Below are 14,500 nucleotides of genomic sequence, written 5' to 3' on the forward strand. Positions count from 1 at the left end.
ACCGTCGCTGCAGGGAGAGAAACGTTGCCAAACCCGACTCACCACCGCGCTCCACAACGCGTGCGCAATGAATTACGCTTCCGTCACATCACCGTCGCCAGCAAAACGCGGGTGGCCGATGCCTTCTGGCGCATCGTCTTTAGCGGCAGCGATCTGGCGGGTTTTCACTCGCCCTCTTTTGACGACCACATCAAAGTGTTTTTCCCGGATACGCCGGGCGGTGCGCTGGCGCTGCCACACATGACCGACGAAGGCATCGTCTGGCCTGACGGCGTGCGTCCGGCGGCGCGCGACTATACGCCGCTGGCCTTTAACGGCAGCGATTCGCTGACGCTGGATTTTTACATCCACGACGGCGGCGTCGCCAGCAGCTGGGCGAGTGCCGCTCAGCCGGGCGATCGCATTGCGATGGGCGGCCCCCGCGGCTCATGCGTCGTGCCGGTGGATTATGCCTGTCAGATTTATGTGTGTGATGAGACCGGTCTGCCGGCGTTTAAGCGCCGCTATCAGGAAATGCAGGCACAGCAGATTCATCTGCTGGCCTGTGTTGATGAGCCAGTCGGCCGCGCGTATCTTGGCGACCTGCCGGATGTCACGGTGAGCTGGCTCGGCAGCGGCAAGATGCAGGCTGAGGCGCTGACGCCGCTGCTGGACCCGATTGTGCTGCCTGCTGATGACTACTTCATCTGGCTGACCGGCGAAGGCGCTGCGGTGAAACAGCTGAGCGATTACTTTACTCAGCAGCGCGCGGCGCACAGCGACCTGGTGCGCGCCGTCGCTTACTGGCATCGGAAATAACCGGCGCCCGCCCGCTGCCGCCTGTGTTGAATTTTACCAGGCACCAGACTACTATCAACCTCCCTCAACTGACCCCGGGAAGGCGATGAAACAGCAGCGGGATGTTCCAGAGCACGCCGATGCGGCACAGCGTGCCAGCTGTGCCGGCGCACGCAGAAAGCGGCGCGAAAGGATGCTGGATGCCAGTGATATTCGCCTGCTGATGCTGCACTTTCTGGCCAGCGGCGCGGCGCACGGTTATGAGCTGATCAAATCGGTGGAAGAGTTGTCGAAAGGCGAATATTCCCCCAGCCCCGGCATTATTTATCCCAACCTGACGCTGCTGGAAGAGATGGACGCCATTCGCGTGGTGGATGCCCAGGCCACGCGCAAAGCCTACGCGCTCAACGATGCGGGCCGCGCGCTGCTGGCGGAAAATGGCGAAAACGTGGCGGTGATTATCGGGCGGCTCACTTCGCTGGCGATCCTGGTCAACAACCGCAGCATTCCGCAGGTAGAGCAGGCGATCCATACGCTTCGCTATACGCTCAATCACCGGCTGTCGCAGGAGCAGATTTCACCGGCCACGGTGGAGATTGTCGTGGCGGCGCTGCAGGACGCGGCAGAGAAGATCGCCAACAGCTAAGCGCGTTACGGTTTCTTCTTGTCCACGTGCCCCAGTTCGCGATCCGGCCAGCAGACATCGCGCACCCGCTGCTTCAGTGCTGCCGCATCGGGAAAGCCGCCTTCCTGTTTGCGTTCCCAAATTACCTGACCATCAATGCTGATCTCGAACACGCCGCCGCTGCCGGGCTGGAGCGTGACCGCGCTGAGATCGCCGGCAAAGGTATGCAGCAGCTCCTGCGCCATCCACGCCGAACGCAGCAGCCAGTTACATTGGGTACAGTAGTGAATGGTTACTGCCGGTTTATCTGCCATCCTATCCCTCCTGTTAGTGCCTGATTAATCATGGGTTAACAAATTGTGCGCACAAAGATACATCCTGATGCAAATGATATTGATAATGATTAGCAATTGCATTAAATTGTTTTCGCCATCATTTACTCTCTATAAATCCCACAGGCATCCCTGCGGCACCGCGGCCAGTTTTACACGGCAGCTGTGCACTGAAGCGCGCATGACACTGTGCCACAGGTGCCGGGATCGATAACATTATCTGGCCAGCGTGACGCGCTGTTTCACGGTTTTTAGCATAAAGCCGTGGTTTTCTGGCAGCAAATAAGTGAGCGAATACTAACAATTAACCAGGTATTTCGCGCATGTCTTTCAACCTTCAGGGAACTGTTCAGCAGCGTCTGTGTAAAGTCGCTGTTCTTGCTTCAGCCATTCACGCAGCCTGCAGCTATGCCGCCAGCGACAGCAGTACGCTGGCGCGTTCCGCAGAGAACAACAGCAGCAATGAACCGGTAATGACCGTTACCGCACCTAAGCAGCAGGCCGGCAGCAAAACCACACTCACCGCCAGCGATCTGCAAAAACGCGGCGCCAATGACTTCGGTTCGATCATGCGTTATGAGCCGCTGGTCAGCGCCACTGGTGCGGCGGGCGGTTCGTCAGCCGGTAAAAGCGGCTTTGACCGTGCAGGCTACACCGGCTACAACATTCGCGGTCTGGAAAGTAATCGTGTCGGTCTGGATATTGATGGCATTCCGGTACCGGACGCCACCGGTCGTCCGTACGTCAGTCGCGCCGGTAACAATACCTTCGGTATCGGTCGCGACTACATCGACCCGTATATGTTTGGCAGCGTCGAAATTGAGAAGGGCGCTACATCGGTGGAACAACCTAACACCGCAATCGGCGGTAACGTATCGTTTCATAACAAGTCGCCGGACGACTATCTCAGCAGCGATAAAACCCACTATTTCGGTTATCAGAGCGACTACAGTTCGGCAGACCGCAGCTGGCACAACGGCATCACCGCGGCGGCAGGGGATGATGAACTGCGCGGCCTGTTTGTCTACAGCCGCCGCGACGGCCAGCAGACGCGCAACAACAGTGGCGTAAAAGACGCCTACCCGGCCAACTGGCACTCGGATGCCTTTATGACGTCGGGCATCTGGCAGCCAAACGATCAGCACAAGCTGAGCGCCACCTTCGACTACTACCACAAAACCAATCACACCCACTACGATACCTGGGACAGCAGCAGCGGCAACACTATTTGGGGCACTGCGCAACAGCAGAGCGATTCGCGCCGCTGGGGCATTAACCTTGCCGACGAGTGGACGCCGTACAACGAGATGATCGATACGCTGACCACGCGAATTTACTGGCAGCAAACCGAGGCGCACGACACCACCTGGTTACCGACCAGCGCCAGTCAGTACGGCTTCGTCTACTCTGACTACAACGTCGATACCTTAGGGTTTGACACGCGCGCCAGCAAAACCCTCGGCCGCCACGAGCTGAGCGGCGGCGTCAACGCGCGTGTGGAGAACAGCGAGCGTCCGTTCCGCCAGGAGCCGAACCCGGGCACCTTCGGCACCATCACCCAGCCACAGTCGGACAGCCGTTCCTGGACCGTGGCCGGTTATCTGCAGGATAAAATCAATTTCGATCTCGATAGCCACAATTTCGCGGTGATTCCCGGCGTGCGCGTTATTCATCAAAGCACCAAACCGAAGAACCTCGGCGATCTGACCAACGGCAGCACGGTGCTGACTGAAGAGCAGGTGGAAAAACTGTACGGCAAGACCAATTCAGACACCGAAGTGCTGCCGTCACTGACCTTCCAGTACGATATCAATCCGGCGCTCACCACCTGGCTGCAATATAAGCGCGGCGTGGAGTTCCCGACCACCAGCCAGCTGTACGGCTCGTGGAACCTTGGTTCAAGCTACGCCGGCAGCGCGCAGTATGCGCTGATTGGTAATGCCGATCTGAAAACCGAGACCAGCAACAATTTTGAGTGGGGTCTGAAAGGACAGCCGACCGACGGCATCACCCTCAATACCTCGGTGTTCTACAACACCTACAAAAACTTTATTGCCTACACCCGCTATCGCCGCGCCACCAATCCAGCGATGTTCGTCAATGTTCCGGCCAACATCTACACCAGTTATCAGGCTGAGAACCGCGACAAAGCCTACATTTATGGGGCGGAGATCAGCACCCGCGTCAACTACGGCAGCTGGTTCCCGACCGTGGATGGCCTGAGCAGCACGTTCGCGCTCGGCTACAGCGAGGGGAAAGCGAAATCCCGCTATCTGGGCGACAAATACATCGATCTCGACAGTGTCGCGCCGCTAAAAGCGATTGTCGGCGTCGCGTGGGACGACAAAGCGCGCGGTTACGGCGCGGCGCTCACCGCCACCTTCGTCAAAGGCAAACAGGCCAGCGCCACCAACCGTGAGAGCTACAGCAACAGCGGGGCGGCCATCAGCGATGCCAGCAGCGAATACATGCGCGTGCCGGGCTACGGCCTGATCGATGCCACCGCGTACTGGCAGCTGACGAAAAATGTCAGGCTGAGCGGCGGTGTCTACAACATTACCGATCGTAAATACTGGGATTACCTCAGCAGCCGCACGCTGACCAGCGCCAGCGCGCAGGAGCGCAACGACATCAATCTGGCCGTGATGCCAGGACGCACCTGGCAACTGGGCGTGAACGTCGACTTCTAATCACTTTTCGCCCTGCGCTAGCGCAGGGCATTTTCACGGGAGCAAGCGCAATGCATCAACGCTATCAACACTATCTGGCGCTGAAAGGCCAGCAGCCAAAAATGTACGCGCGTGATTTAGCCGCGCTGATGGGCATAGGGGAAGCACAGCTGTGCGAAGCGCGCGTGGGCCACGACGCGCAGCCGCTGCGCGCCGATTTTCCGGCGCTGCTGACGGCGCTGGCGGCAGTGGGTGAGACCAAAAGTATTACGCGCAATGCCTGGGCGGTGCACGAACAGCTGGGAACCTACAGCAATCTGCATCTCGGCGAACATGGCGGGCTGGTGCTTAATCCGCGTGCGCTCGACCAGCGTCTGTTTCCCGCGCAGTGGCACAGTGCTTTCTTCCTGCGCGAGCAGACCGCGCACGGCGAACGACAGAGCATACAGATTTTCGATCGTCACGCTGATGCGGTGCTGAAAATTTACACCACCGCGCAAACGGAGATGCCGGCGTGGCAGGCGTTGATTGAGCGCTTCCGGCTGGCGCACGCGCCTCAGCTGCAGCCGCAGCCGGTCAGCGCCACGCCGTTCAGCGACAGGGTGGAAGCCGGCACTGTCGAAGCGGAGTGGCGTGCCATGACCGATGTGCATCAGTTCTTTGGCCTGCTGAAGCGTCACCATCTCTCGCGGCCGCAGGCGTTTCGCGCGGTGCCGGATGATTTAGCGCGTCAGGTGAGCAACACCGCGCTGGCAACGCTGCTGGCCCAGGTTCAGCAGGATAGCAATGAAATTATGATCTTCGTCGGCAATCGCGGCTGTACCCAGATCTTTACCGGCACTATCGGGAAAGTGGTGCCGCTGGATAACTGGATTAACGTTTTTAATCCCACGTTCACGCTGCATCTGATGGCGGATCGCATTCACGAGAGCTGGGTGACGCGCAAGCCGGGCGGCGATGGCTTCGTCACCAGTCTGGAGCTGTTTGCTGCCGATGGCACGCAGATTGCCCAGCTGTACGGCCAGCGCAGCGAGGGCACGCCGGAACAGGCACGCTGGCGCGAGCAGGTGATGGCGCTGACGCCGACAGGAGCCGCCGCATGAAAGCGCTGATCCTGACACTGCTTGCTCTGCTGACGCTGCCGGCGTGGGCGGCGCAGCGCATCATTACTATCGGGGGCGATGTAACGCAGATCGTCTACGCGCTGGATGCGCAGGCGCAGCTGGTGGCGCGCGACAGCACCAGCCAGCATCCGGCGGCGGCCACCAGGCTGCCGGATATCGGCTATATGCGCCAGCTCAACGCGGAAGGCATTCTGGCACTGAAACCGACGCTGGTACTGGCCAGCGCGCTGGCTAAACCGTCGCTGGTGTTGCAGCAGGTGGCGGACGCCGGGGTAACGGTGGTGGAAGTCAGTGGGGATAACCGCCTCGATGCCATCACGGACAAAATCGCCACTATTGGCAAAGCGCTGCAGCGTGAACAGGCGGCCCGCGCGTTGATCGACAAGGTCAACAAACAGCGTGCGCAGCTACCGCAGCAGCCGCTGCCGGTGAAAGTGCTGTTTATCATGGCGCACGGCGGCTTACGCACCCAGGCGGCTGGTGCGCAGACCGGCGCTGACGGCGCAATTCGCGCTGCCGGCCTGGTCAATGCCATGGGCGCGGTGCCGCACTATCAGCAGCTGTCACAGGAGGGCGTCGTGGCGGCAGCACCGGATTTGGTGGTGGTCGGCGAAGAGGGGCTGCGCACGCTGGGTGGCGAACAGGCGGTGTGGGCGCTGCCGGGCCTGCAGCTGACGCCGGCCGGCCAGCATCACGCGCTGCTGGTGATTGATGAGATGGCGCTGCTGAGTTTCGGCCTTGATACGCCGGGCGCGATTTTGCGTCTGCGCCATGCGGCGGAAGCCGTGCAGCATGATTAACCGCCTGATGATGCGCTGGCTGATGTTAATGAGTTTCAGCATGCTGGTGTGCATGCTGCTGGCGGCCAACCTCGGCGCGATGCCGCTGTCGCTGCGCACGCTGTGGCAGGCGCCGCTTAGCGATCTGGCCTGGCAAATCTGGCTCACAATTCGCCTGCCGCGCGTATTGCTGGCGGTGCTGACTGGCATGGCGCTGGCGGTGTCCGGCGCGGTGATGCAGGGGCTGTTTCGTAATCCGCTGGCCGATCCCGGACTGCTGGGTATCAGCAGCGGTGCCGGGCTGGCGGTGGCGCTCTCAGTGGTGTTGCCGGTCAGCCTGCCGCCGCTGCTGGCGCTGTGGCTGCCCTCGCTGGCAGCGTTTGCCGGCAGCCTGGTAGTAACGCTGCTGATCTTCAGCTTTAGCCGGCTGGCGCAGGGCCAGCTGGCGCGCCTGCTGCTGGTGGGCATTGCGATTAATGCGCTATGCGGCGCGGCGGTTGGCGTGCTGTCGTGGCTGAGCAACGACCAGCAGCTGCGTCAGCTGTCGCTGTGGGGCATGGGCAGCCTGACGGGTGCCCAGTGGCCGAGCCTGCTGGTGTGTGCGCTGCTGATCGTTCCGGCGCTGCTGCTGGTGCAGACGCGCGCGCGTCGCCTCAATCTGCTGCAGCTGGGCGAAGAGGACGCGCACTATATGGGCGTCGATGTTAAACGCACGCAGCGCCAGCTGCTGGTGCTGAGTGCGCTGCTGGTGGGCACGGCGGTGGCGGTCAGCGGCATTATCGGTTTTGTCGGGCTGGTGGTGCCGCACGTGATGCGTTTTTGTCTCGGCAGTGACCACCGCTGGCTGCTGCCGGGCGCGGCGCTGGCGGGAGCGATTCTGCTGTTGCTGGCGGATACGCTGGCGCGCACCGTGGTGATTCCGGCCGAAATGCCGGTCGGGCTGCTAACCAGTCTGCTGGGCGGGCCGTGGTTCCTGTGGCAGATTCTGCGCCAGCAAAGGGGGCTGAATGAGTGAGCAGTTGCAGGCGCGCGGACTGCGGTTTTGCCGGGGAACGCGTACCTTAATCGATGATGTCTCCCTGACGCTGCCGCCGGGCGAAATGGTTGCCCTGATCGGTCCTAACGGTGCCGGTAAGTCGACGCTGCTGCGGCTGCTGACCGGCTTTCTGCACGCGGACGCTGGCGAATGCTGGCTGGGCGATCGTCCACTGGCGGCCTGGCCGCGCGAACCGCTGGCGCAGCGCCGCGCGGTGATGCGCCAGCAAAACAGCGTCACCTTTCCGCTGCCGGCTGCCGACGTGGTGGCGATGGGGCGCGCACCCTGGCCGACCGGTAACTGCCAGGCGGTGGTGCAGGAGGTGATGCAGTTAACCGGCAGCGCGCCGCTGGCGCAGCGCGACTATCGGTCGCTGTCGGGCGGGGAGCAGCAGCGCGTGCAGCTGGCCCGGGTGCTGGCGCAGCTGTGGCATGACGACGGCCCGCGCGGCTGGCTGCTGCTGGATGAACCCACCTCCGCGCTCGATCTCTACTGGCAGCAGTCCACTCTGCGCCTGCTGCACCGGCTGACGCGCAATGGCCGTTTTAGCGTCTGCGCGGTGCTGCACGATTTGAATCTGGCCTCACTGTGGTCGGATCGGGTGTTGTTGTTACACCACGGCCAGCTGGTGGCGCAGGGCACGCCGCACGCGGTAATGACCGAACCGATCCTGACGCGCTGGTATCAGGCCGACCTGCAGGTGGTTACGCCGCCAGCGCAGGATCGGCCGCAGATACAGTTGCGGCCATAACTGCACCCTGCACCGGGTCAGGGCGCCTGGCGGCAATCGACAATCAGCCGCCCACGCACCTGGCCCGCCAGCAGCTGTTCTGCGCCTGCGCGCGCCTCACTCAGTGGAATCACTTTGGTCATTTGCTCCAGCAGCGCGCCGTCAACCAGTTCCGCCAGACGCTGCCACGCCTGCTGACGCAGCGGTTTGGCGCACATCACGCTGTCCACGCCGGCCAGCGTAACGCCACGCAGAATAAACGGCGCGACGCTGGTGGGCAGATCGAGGCCCTGCGCCATGCCGCAGGCGGCGACCACGCCGTCGCGCTGGATCCCGGCTAACACATTGGCCAGCGTGTGGCTGCCGACGCTATCGATCGCGGCGGCCCAGCGCTCTTTCGCCAGCGGTTTGCCGGGCGCGCTCAGTTCGTTACGGTCGATAATCGCGGAGGCGCCGAGCGTATCGAGCAGGTAGGCGCTGTCGCTGGCGCGGCCGCTGGATGCCACGACCTCATAGCCGAGACGCGCCAGCAGGCTCACGCTGAAGCTGCCCACGCCGCCGCTGGCACCGGTAACCAGTACCGGACCGTGCTGCGGTGTGATGCCCTGTTTTTCCAGCGTCAGCACGCACAGCATCGCGGTAAAGCCGGCGGTGCCAATCGCCATGGTTTGCAGCGGGCTGAGCGCCGCCGGCACCTTGACCAGCCAGTCGCCGGAGACGCTGGCTTTCTGCGCCAGCCCGCCCCAGTGTTTTTCACCCACGCCCCAGCCGGTGAGCAGCGCAACATCGTCCTGCTGCCACTCCGGATGACGGCTGTGGATCACCCGGCCAACAAAATCGATGCCCGGCACCATGGGAAACTGGCGCACAATCGGCCCTTTATTGCAGATGGCCAGCGCGTCTTTGTAGTTGAGGGTGGAGTAGCTTACTTCGAGGGTAACATCCTGATCGGGCAATTGTTGCTCTGACAGATCCTGCAGGGATGTGCGGTATCCCTGTTCATCATTTTCAATGACCAGTGCCTTGAACATGCAGCCTCCGGCTGGTTGGGAGAAGTGCGCTCCATAGTACGCTTCTGCCGCAGGGAGTGCCAGGCGGATGGGCGCGGCAGGCGGTCGCTATCGCACCGGTGTTACATTCTGCATAACTTTGCGTAATCTTCGACTATTCAGGCAGTTAAAAATAGACGCCTTAACTATTATTCATGTAAATCAATGAAGTAGCACATTGGTGTTCTGCATCAAAATTCCGCCCTGATTGGTTGTCCCCGGTAAAAAAAGATGCCATCATGTCGCCCGAATTTCTTCCCCATCTTCATCGCTGAGGACGCCGCCATGTCCGGTACAATGCACATCTGCACTTGTCGCCGTGCGCTTCATGACAAGCGCGCCTCTGTCATCTGTTGTTCTCATTTCCCGCTCACCATGCGGTGAGGCTACGCCCCGTTCGCTGTTGGATATGAGTAAAGACAGACGCGATCTGGCTTTACTGATGTCTATCGGTTGCGGCCGCCGGACGTTATTCGCCGGGGAAATTTCCTCATTGCTGTGCCACTGGCACCCACTCATCCTTCATTACGGGGATTTGTGTTATGAACCCATTGAAAATTGCTGCCAGCGTAGCGGTAGCGCCAAGCCTGAGTCTCAACACCGCGCGCGACGTGGTGACGCTGGATAATACCGATTTCACCGACGTAGCCGCGGTAGTGGTCTCGCTGGCCGATACACGCAGCGGCGTGCTGACGCTGCTGCGCCAGACCGGCTTCAATCTGCCGGTGTTTGTCGCGAACGCCTTTGATGACGCAGTGCTGACGCTGCCGGGCGTGACCGGAGAGATCAACGGCGCAGCGGAAGAGTGGCAGGCGCTGGAGCAGGCGGCGCAGGCGTACGAGGCGGAACTGCTGCCGCCGTTTTTCGACACCCTGACGCGCTATGTCGATATGCAGAACAGCACCTTTGCCTGTCCGGGCCATCAGGGCGGGGCGTTTTTCCGCCGCCATCCGGCTGGACGTCAGTTTTATGAGTTCTACGGCGAGAACGTCTTTCGCTCCGATATGTGTAACGCGGACGTCAAGCTGGGCGATTTACTGATCCACGAAGGCTCGGCCAAGGATGCGCAGAAATATGCCGCGCGCGTGTTCAACGCCGATAAAACCTACTTCGTGCTGAACGGCACCTCCAGCGCCAACAAAGTGGTGACCAATGCGCTGCTGACGCGCGGCGATCTGGTGCTGTTTGACCGCAATAACCATAAATCTAACCACCACGGTGCGCTGATTCAGGCGGGCGCCACGCCGGTTTATCTGGAAGCGGCGCGTAACCCGTTTGGCTTTATTGGCGGCATCGATGCGCACTGTTTCGACGAGACGTATCTGCGCGAGCAGGTGCGCCAGGTCGCGCCACAGCGCGCGGATCAGCCGCGCCCGTTCCGGCTGGCGATCATCCAGCTTGGCACCTACGATGGCACGGTATACAACGCGCGCCAGGTAGTGGATCGCATCGGGCATCTGTGTGACTACATTCTGTTTGATTCGGCATGGCTGGGTTATGAGCAGTTTATTCCGCTGATGGCCGGCTGCTCGCCGCTGACGCTGGAGCTTAACGAGAACGATCCGGGGATCTTTGTCACCCAGTCGGTGCATAAGCAGCTGGCGGGCTTCTCGCAGACTTCGCAGATTCACAAGAAAGATAACCATATTCGCGGCCAGAAACGCTTCTGCCCACATAAGCGGCTGAACAACGCGTTTATGCTGCACGCCTCAACCAGCCCGTTCTATCCGCTGTTCGCTGCGCTGGATATCAACGCCAGAATGCATCAGGGCGAAGCGGGGCGCAGCATGTGGCACGACTGCGTCACGCTGGGCATTGAGGCACGCAAAGCAATCCTCGAGCGCTGCAGCCTGATTCAACCCTTCCTGCCGGAGCAGGTGCACGGCAAGCCATGGCAGGCGGCAGAAACCGCCACCATCGCCGCCGATCCGGCGTATTTCAGCTTCGAACCGGGCGCGAAGTGGCACGGTTTTGCCGGTTACGATGCCCGACAGTATCTGGTGGACCCGTGCAAGCTGCTGCTCACCACGCCAGGCATCGATGCCACCAGCGGCGAATACACCCGCTTTGGCATTCCGGCCACCATTCTCGCCAACTATCTGCGCGAGAACGGTATCGTACCGGAGAAGTGCGATCTCAACTCAATCCTGTTCCTGCTGACCCCAGCGGAAACGCCGGAAAAAATGGCGCATCTGGTGGCGATGCTGGAGCAGTTTGAACAGCACGTGCGGGAAGATGCGCTGCTGGCCGAAGTGCTGCCGAGCGTGTATCGCAGGCACGTCGAGCGCTATCAGGGCTACACGCTGCGTCGCCTGTGCCAGGAGATGCACGATTTGTACGTCAGCTACGACGTTAAGGATCTGCAGCGCGACATGTTCCGTCAGGCGTGTTTCCCGAAAGTCGAGGTCAATCCGCAGGATGCGCATCAGGCGTATATTCGCGGTGACGTTGAGCTGGTGCCGATCGCCAGCGCCGAAGGGCGTATTGCCGCCGAGGGGGCGCTGCCGTATCCGCCGGGTGTGCTGTGCGTGGTGCCAGGCGAAACCTGGGGCGGGGCAGTGCAGCGCTATTTCCTCGCCCTGGAAGCGGGTATTAATCTGCTGCCGGGCTTTTCACCGGAGTTGCAGGGGGTTTACACCGAGGAGGATGACGGCGGGCACAAGCGGTTAGTGGCGAATATGATGTTGTAGGAGGGGGCTGTTCCCCCACCGCACGGCACCTTCTCCCGCAGGCGGGAGAAGGTGGCGATGAGCGCTAATCAATAACGGTGGTAGCTGCGCTGTGCCTGGCTCACTTTGTACAGATAGCGGCGCGACTCGGCCGACGGATGGTTGGTGGTCAGCGTCTGATACACCTGGCTCGGTGACATGCCGTTGATGGTGGCGAAGGCGCGGTCTTTATCGCTGGAGAACACGCGCAGCACGCTGCCCGCCCCGCCGTTATAAGCGGTGATCACTGCGTAACGGCGCGACAGCGGATCCTGAATCCCGCCGAGATAGCTCTTCTGCAGCAGCGACAGATATGCGGTACCGGCATCAATGTTATTGGCCGGATCGAGCAGATAGCTGCGGCTCGGTTTACCCCATTTGCCTTTCATGCGGAACACATCGACCCCGGCAGTATGCTGTACCACCTGCATCAGACCCAGCGCATCGGCGTTGCTTACCGCATAGGGGTTAAAGCTCGATTCGGTCTGCATGATCGCCAGAATCAGCGAGGCATCAACGCCATACTGTTCGGCCGCTTTGCGCACCAGCGGCAGATATTTGTGCGCACGTTTGTCGAGGTGGTTAGGCACCATCGGAATGGTCACCGACCAGATAACGTGCAGCCCGGAGGTGCGTTTCTGCAGTTTGTTCTGAATCAGGTAATCAGCAAAGTTACCGGCGCGTCCCTGCCAGCGGATCGGCTGACCGGTATTATCCAGCACCTGGCCGTACAGCAGCGGCTCTTTACTGATCTGAATATCGTTGGCGTCGGAGTAGAGATCGACGTTGCCCGGATCGTCACCAATCAACAGCGTGGTGATGATGGCCTGACGCAGGCTGGCCATCGGATCGGTGCCGGAAATGGTCTCAATGGTGATGCTACCGCTGTCGAAGTTGATGTGACTGCGGGTGTAATAGTTATCGCTGTATTTGACGTAGTCCTTGGGGCCGGCGATCAGAACCTCATTGATTCCCCAGATATTCTCGATGTTGGCGGCAAACTGCCCCATCAGAATGTCAAAACCGTTGGTGTCCTTAACCCACTCTTCATGGTACTGCGATTTTTTTTGTCCGGAGCAGGAGACTAACAGGGGTGCGATGACCAGCAGTGCTATCAGTTTTTTATTCATTGTGAATGCGTGCCTGACTCGAAAAAGAGGGCCTCAAAGGGAGGCCCTGAACGTTTATTTTTCTGGCGGGGTGTAACCTTCAATGTGCACATCTTTGCCTTCGAACAGGAAATTCACCATCTCCTTCTCCAGCACTTTGCGATCTTCCGGGTTCATCATGTTGAGCTTCTTCTCGTTGATCAACATGGTCTGCTTGGACATCCACTGCTGCCAGGCTTCTTTGGAAATCTCATTGTAGATGCGCTTACCCAGTTCGCCAGGATAGAGCTGAAAGTCCTGGCCTTCAGCGTCGCGTTGCAGATAAGTACAAAAAATGGTGCGGCTCATTACTCTTCCTCTTCGGTCAAACTGGTTCGCAGTTGAAGCTGCCGGGGATGGCGCAGCTCATGCAGCAGGCGCTCTACCGGCGCGGCCAGCCCCACTGACGGTGGTTGCGCTAAGTTATACCAGAGACCGCCGGCTTCATCCATCAGCGACCCGGAGGAAGGCCACGCCAGCCACATAGGCACAATATCTAAGTGGAAATGGCTGAAGGTGTGGCGAAACGCGGTAAGCTGCTGCGGCTTCGCGTGGATGCCGCGCGCCGCCAGCCAGTCAGTCAGCGCTTGCTCACTGGTGAACTGCGGGAAGCAGAACAGGCCGCCCCACAAACCCACCGGCGGACGCTGTTCCAGATACACCTCGTCGCCGTGCTGCAGCATCAGGAACCAGCCGCTGCGCTCTGGTAGCGTGACTTTCGGTTTCTTACCGGGATAATCAGCCCAGTTGCCTTGTGCATAGGCCGCGCAGCCGCTATTCAGCGGGCAGATTTCGCATTTCGGGCGGGAGCGAGTACACACTAACGCGCCGAGATCCATCATCGCCTGATTGAACTGGCTGACGCCTTCCGCTGGCGTGACGTCTTCACTGATCTGCCACAGCCGCTTCTCCACCTCTTTTTTGCCCGGCCAGCCGCTCACTGCATAGCAGCGCGCCAGCACGCGTTTTACGTTGCCGTCGAGGATCGGGAAATGCAGGCCGAGCGACAGCGACAGGATCGCGCCCGCCGTGGAGCGGCCGACGCCCGGCAGCGCCGCGACATCATCGAAATGAGGCGGGAATACGCCGCCGTGCAGCTCAACCACCTGTTTAGCCGCCTTGTGCAGGTTACGCGCTCGTGCGTAATAGCCGAGGCCGGTCCACAGATGCAGTACTTCATCAAGCGGCGCGGCGGCCAGGTCGGCAACCGTGGGGAAGCGCGCCATAAAGCGTTCGAAATAGGGAATAACGGTGGCAACCTGCGTCTGCTGCAGCATCACTTCAGAGAGCCACACCTTATAGGGCGTTTTCTCCAGCTGCCACGGCAGAGTTTTACGGCCAAAGCGTTGGTACCACTCCAGCACCTGTTGCGCGAACTGCGGCGCCTGCATCATAAGAAGGAAATTTTCCGTGTTTACTCTACAATCAGGCAGGAATTCCAGCACAGAGACTTCAGGGTGTAAACCGGAAGATTGCAAAGGCTTGCTTCTGTTACTTAACTTTGCATAATGCCCGTTTCCCTG

The 14,500-nt window shown here is 60.4% G+C and carries 13 protein-coding genes; 8 read left to right on the forward strand and 5 right to left on the reverse strand.

Annotated features, from left to right (window positions below; translation table 11 throughout):
* Positions 1 to 24: 24 nt before the first annotated feature.
* Together K7H94_RS03575 and K7H94_RS03580 are read left to right on the forward strand one after the other, a co-directional pair.
* Positions 25 to 798, forward strand: coding sequence for a siderophore-interacting protein (locus tag K7H94_RS03575; RefSeq protein ID WP_222951658.1), 774 nt, complete (start codon positions 25 to 27; stop codon positions 796 to 798).
* 85 nt (positions 799 to 883) lie between these two features.
* Positions 884 to 1,423 (forward strand): PadR family transcriptional regulator, encoded by a 540-nt coding sequence (locus K7H94_RS03580; protein WP_021314062.1) that lies wholly within the window; start codon positions 884 to 886, stop codon positions 1,421 to 1,423.
* A 5-nt stretch (positions 1,424 to 1,428) separates the two neighbouring features.
* Here K7H94_RS03580 and K7H94_RS03585 read toward each other — a convergent pair whose 3' ends face one another.
* Entirely contained in the window at positions 1,429 to 1,716 is a 288-nt protein-coding gene (locus K7H94_RS03585) for an Rdx family protein (RefSeq protein WP_021506610.1), read from the reverse strand.
* Between the two features lie 341 nt (positions 1,717 to 2,057).
* Between K7H94_RS03585 and K7H94_RS03590 the strand changes: the two genes are divergently transcribed.
* From K7H94_RS03590 to K7H94_RS03610, 5 genes are read left to right on the forward strand one after another with little or no spacing between them, the layout of a single operon-like run.
* The gene (locus K7H94_RS03590; RefSeq protein WP_222951659.1) at positions 2,058 to 4,424 is read left to right on the forward strand and encodes a TonB-dependent receptor domain-containing protein; all 2,367 of its coding nucleotides are present in this window, start codon (positions 2,058 to 2,060) and stop codon (positions 4,422 to 4,424) included.
* Between the two features lie 50 nt (positions 4,425 to 4,474).
* The gene (locus tag K7H94_RS03595; protein WP_222951660.1) at positions 4,475 to 5,506 is read left to right on the forward strand and encodes a hemin-degrading factor; all 1,032 of its coding nucleotides are present in this window, start codon (positions 4,475 to 4,477) and stop codon (positions 5,504 to 5,506) included.
* Positions 5,503 to 6,327, forward strand: coding sequence for a heme/hemin ABC transporter substrate-binding protein (locus tag K7H94_RS03600; RefSeq protein WP_222951661.1), 825 nt, complete (start codon positions 5,503 to 5,505; stop codon positions 6,325 to 6,327). The genes K7H94_RS03595 and K7H94_RS03600 overlap by 4 nt, the downstream gene beginning before the upstream one ends.
* Positions 6,320 to 7,321, forward strand: a complete 1,002-nt coding sequence (locus K7H94_RS03605) for a FecCD family ABC transporter permease (RefSeq protein WP_132464509.1) — start codon at positions 6,320 to 6,322, stop codon at positions 7,319 to 7,321. Before K7H94_RS03600 ends, K7H94_RS03605 begins: the two co-directional genes overlap by 8 nt.
* Positions 7,314 to 8,093, forward strand: coding sequence for a heme ABC transporter ATP-binding protein (locus tag K7H94_RS03610; RefSeq protein WP_222951662.1), 780 nt, complete (start codon positions 7,314 to 7,316; stop codon positions 8,091 to 8,093). The genes K7H94_RS03605 and K7H94_RS03610 overlap by 8 nt, the downstream gene beginning before the upstream one ends.
* A gap of 17 nt (positions 8,094 to 8,110) precedes the next feature.
* Here the strand turns inward: K7H94_RS03610 and acuI are convergent, their stop codons facing one another.
* The gene (gene acuI / locus K7H94_RS03615; RefSeq protein ID WP_222951663.1) at positions 8,111 to 9,103 is read right to left on the reverse strand and encodes an acrylyl-CoA reductase (NADPH); all 993 of its coding nucleotides are present in this window, start codon (positions 9,101 to 9,103) and stop codon (positions 8,111 to 8,113) included.
* A 560-nt stretch (positions 9,104 to 9,663) separates the two neighbouring features.
* Between acuI and K7H94_RS03620 the strand changes: the two genes are divergently transcribed.
* Entirely contained in the window at positions 9,664 to 11,811 is a 2,148-nt protein-coding gene (locus tag K7H94_RS03620; RefSeq protein ID WP_222951664.1) for an ornithine decarboxylase, read from the forward strand.
* Positions 11,812 to 11,879: 68 nt separating this feature from the next.
* On the opposite strand, the gene mltC is transcribed toward K7H94_RS03620, so the two are convergent.
* Genes mltC through mutY form a run of 3 tightly spaced genes read right to left on the reverse strand, consistent with a single transcriptional unit; the run spans position 11,880 to position 14,371 of the window.
* On the reverse strand, positions 11,880 to 12,959 hold the full coding sequence (gene mltC / locus K7H94_RS03625; protein WP_021506619.1) for a membrane-bound lytic murein transglycosylase MltC: 1,080 nt from the start codon (positions 12,957 to 12,959) through the stop codon (positions 11,880 to 11,882).
* 54 nt (positions 12,960 to 13,013) lie between these two features.
* The gene (locus tag K7H94_RS03630) at positions 13,014 to 13,286 is read right to left on the reverse strand and encodes an oxidative damage protection protein (RefSeq protein WP_010617014.1); all 273 of its coding nucleotides are present in this window, start codon (positions 13,284 to 13,286) and stop codon (positions 13,014 to 13,016) included.
* The gene (gene mutY, locus K7H94_RS03635; RefSeq protein WP_104093692.1) at positions 13,286 to 14,371 is read right to left on the reverse strand and encodes an A/G-specific adenine glycosylase; all 1,086 of its coding nucleotides are present in this window, start codon (positions 14,369 to 14,371) and stop codon (positions 13,286 to 13,288) included. Before mutY ends, K7H94_RS03630 begins: the two co-directional genes overlap by 1 nt.
* Positions 14,372 to 14,500 lie beyond the last annotated feature (129 nt).

It is taken from the genome of Pantoea dispersa (genome assembly GCF_019890955.1).
Taxonomy (GTDB): domain Bacteria; phylum Pseudomonadota; class Gammaproteobacteria; order Enterobacterales; family Enterobacteriaceae; genus Pantoea; species Pantoea dispersa.

Excerpts from the sequence above, each read along its gene's own strand:
- K7H94_RS03580 (WP_021314062.1), top strand. The coding sequence starts at position 884 with ATGAAACAGCAGCGGGATGTTCCAGAGCACGCCGATGCGGCACAGCGT.
- K7H94_RS03585 (WP_021506610.1), bottom strand. The coding sequence starts at position 1,716 with ATGGCAGATAAACCGGCAGTAACCATTCACTACTGTACCCAATGTAAC.
- K7H94_RS03590 (WP_222951659.1), top strand. The coding sequence starts at position 2,058 with ATGTCTTTCAACCTTCAGGGAACTGTTCAGCAGCGTCTGTGTAAAGTC.
- K7H94_RS03595 (WP_222951660.1), top strand. The coding sequence starts at position 4,475 with ATGCATCAACGCTATCAACACTATCTGGCGCTGAAAGGCCAGCAGCCA.
- K7H94_RS03600 (WP_222951661.1), top strand. The coding sequence starts at position 5,503 with ATGAAAGCGCTGATCCTGACACTGCTTGCTCTGCTGACGCTGCCGGCG.
- K7H94_RS03605 (WP_132464509.1), top strand. The coding sequence starts at position 6,320 with ATGATTAACCGCCTGATGATGCGCTGGCTGATGTTAATGAGTTTCAGC.
- K7H94_RS03610 (WP_222951662.1), top strand. The coding sequence starts at position 7,314 with ATGAGTGAGCAGTTGCAGGCGCGCGGACTGCGGTTTTGCCGGGGAACG.
- acuI (WP_222951663.1), bottom strand. The coding sequence starts at position 9,103 with ATGTTCAAGGCACTGGTCATTGAAAATGATGAACAGGGATACCGCACA.
- K7H94_RS03620 (WP_222951664.1), top strand. The coding sequence starts at position 9,664 with ATGAACCCATTGAAAATTGCTGCCAGCGTAGCGGTAGCGCCAAGCCTG.
- mltC (WP_021506619.1), bottom strand. The coding sequence starts at position 12,959 with ATGAATAAAAAACTGATAGCACTGCTGGTCATCGCACCCCTGTTAGTC.
- K7H94_RS03630 (WP_010617014.1), bottom strand. The coding sequence starts at position 13,286 with ATGAGCCGCACCATTTTTTGTACTTATCTGCAACGCGACGCTGAAGGC.
- mutY (WP_104093692.1), bottom strand. The coding sequence starts at position 14,371 with ATGATGCAGGCGCCGCAGTTCGCGCAACAGGTGCTGGAGTGGTACCAA.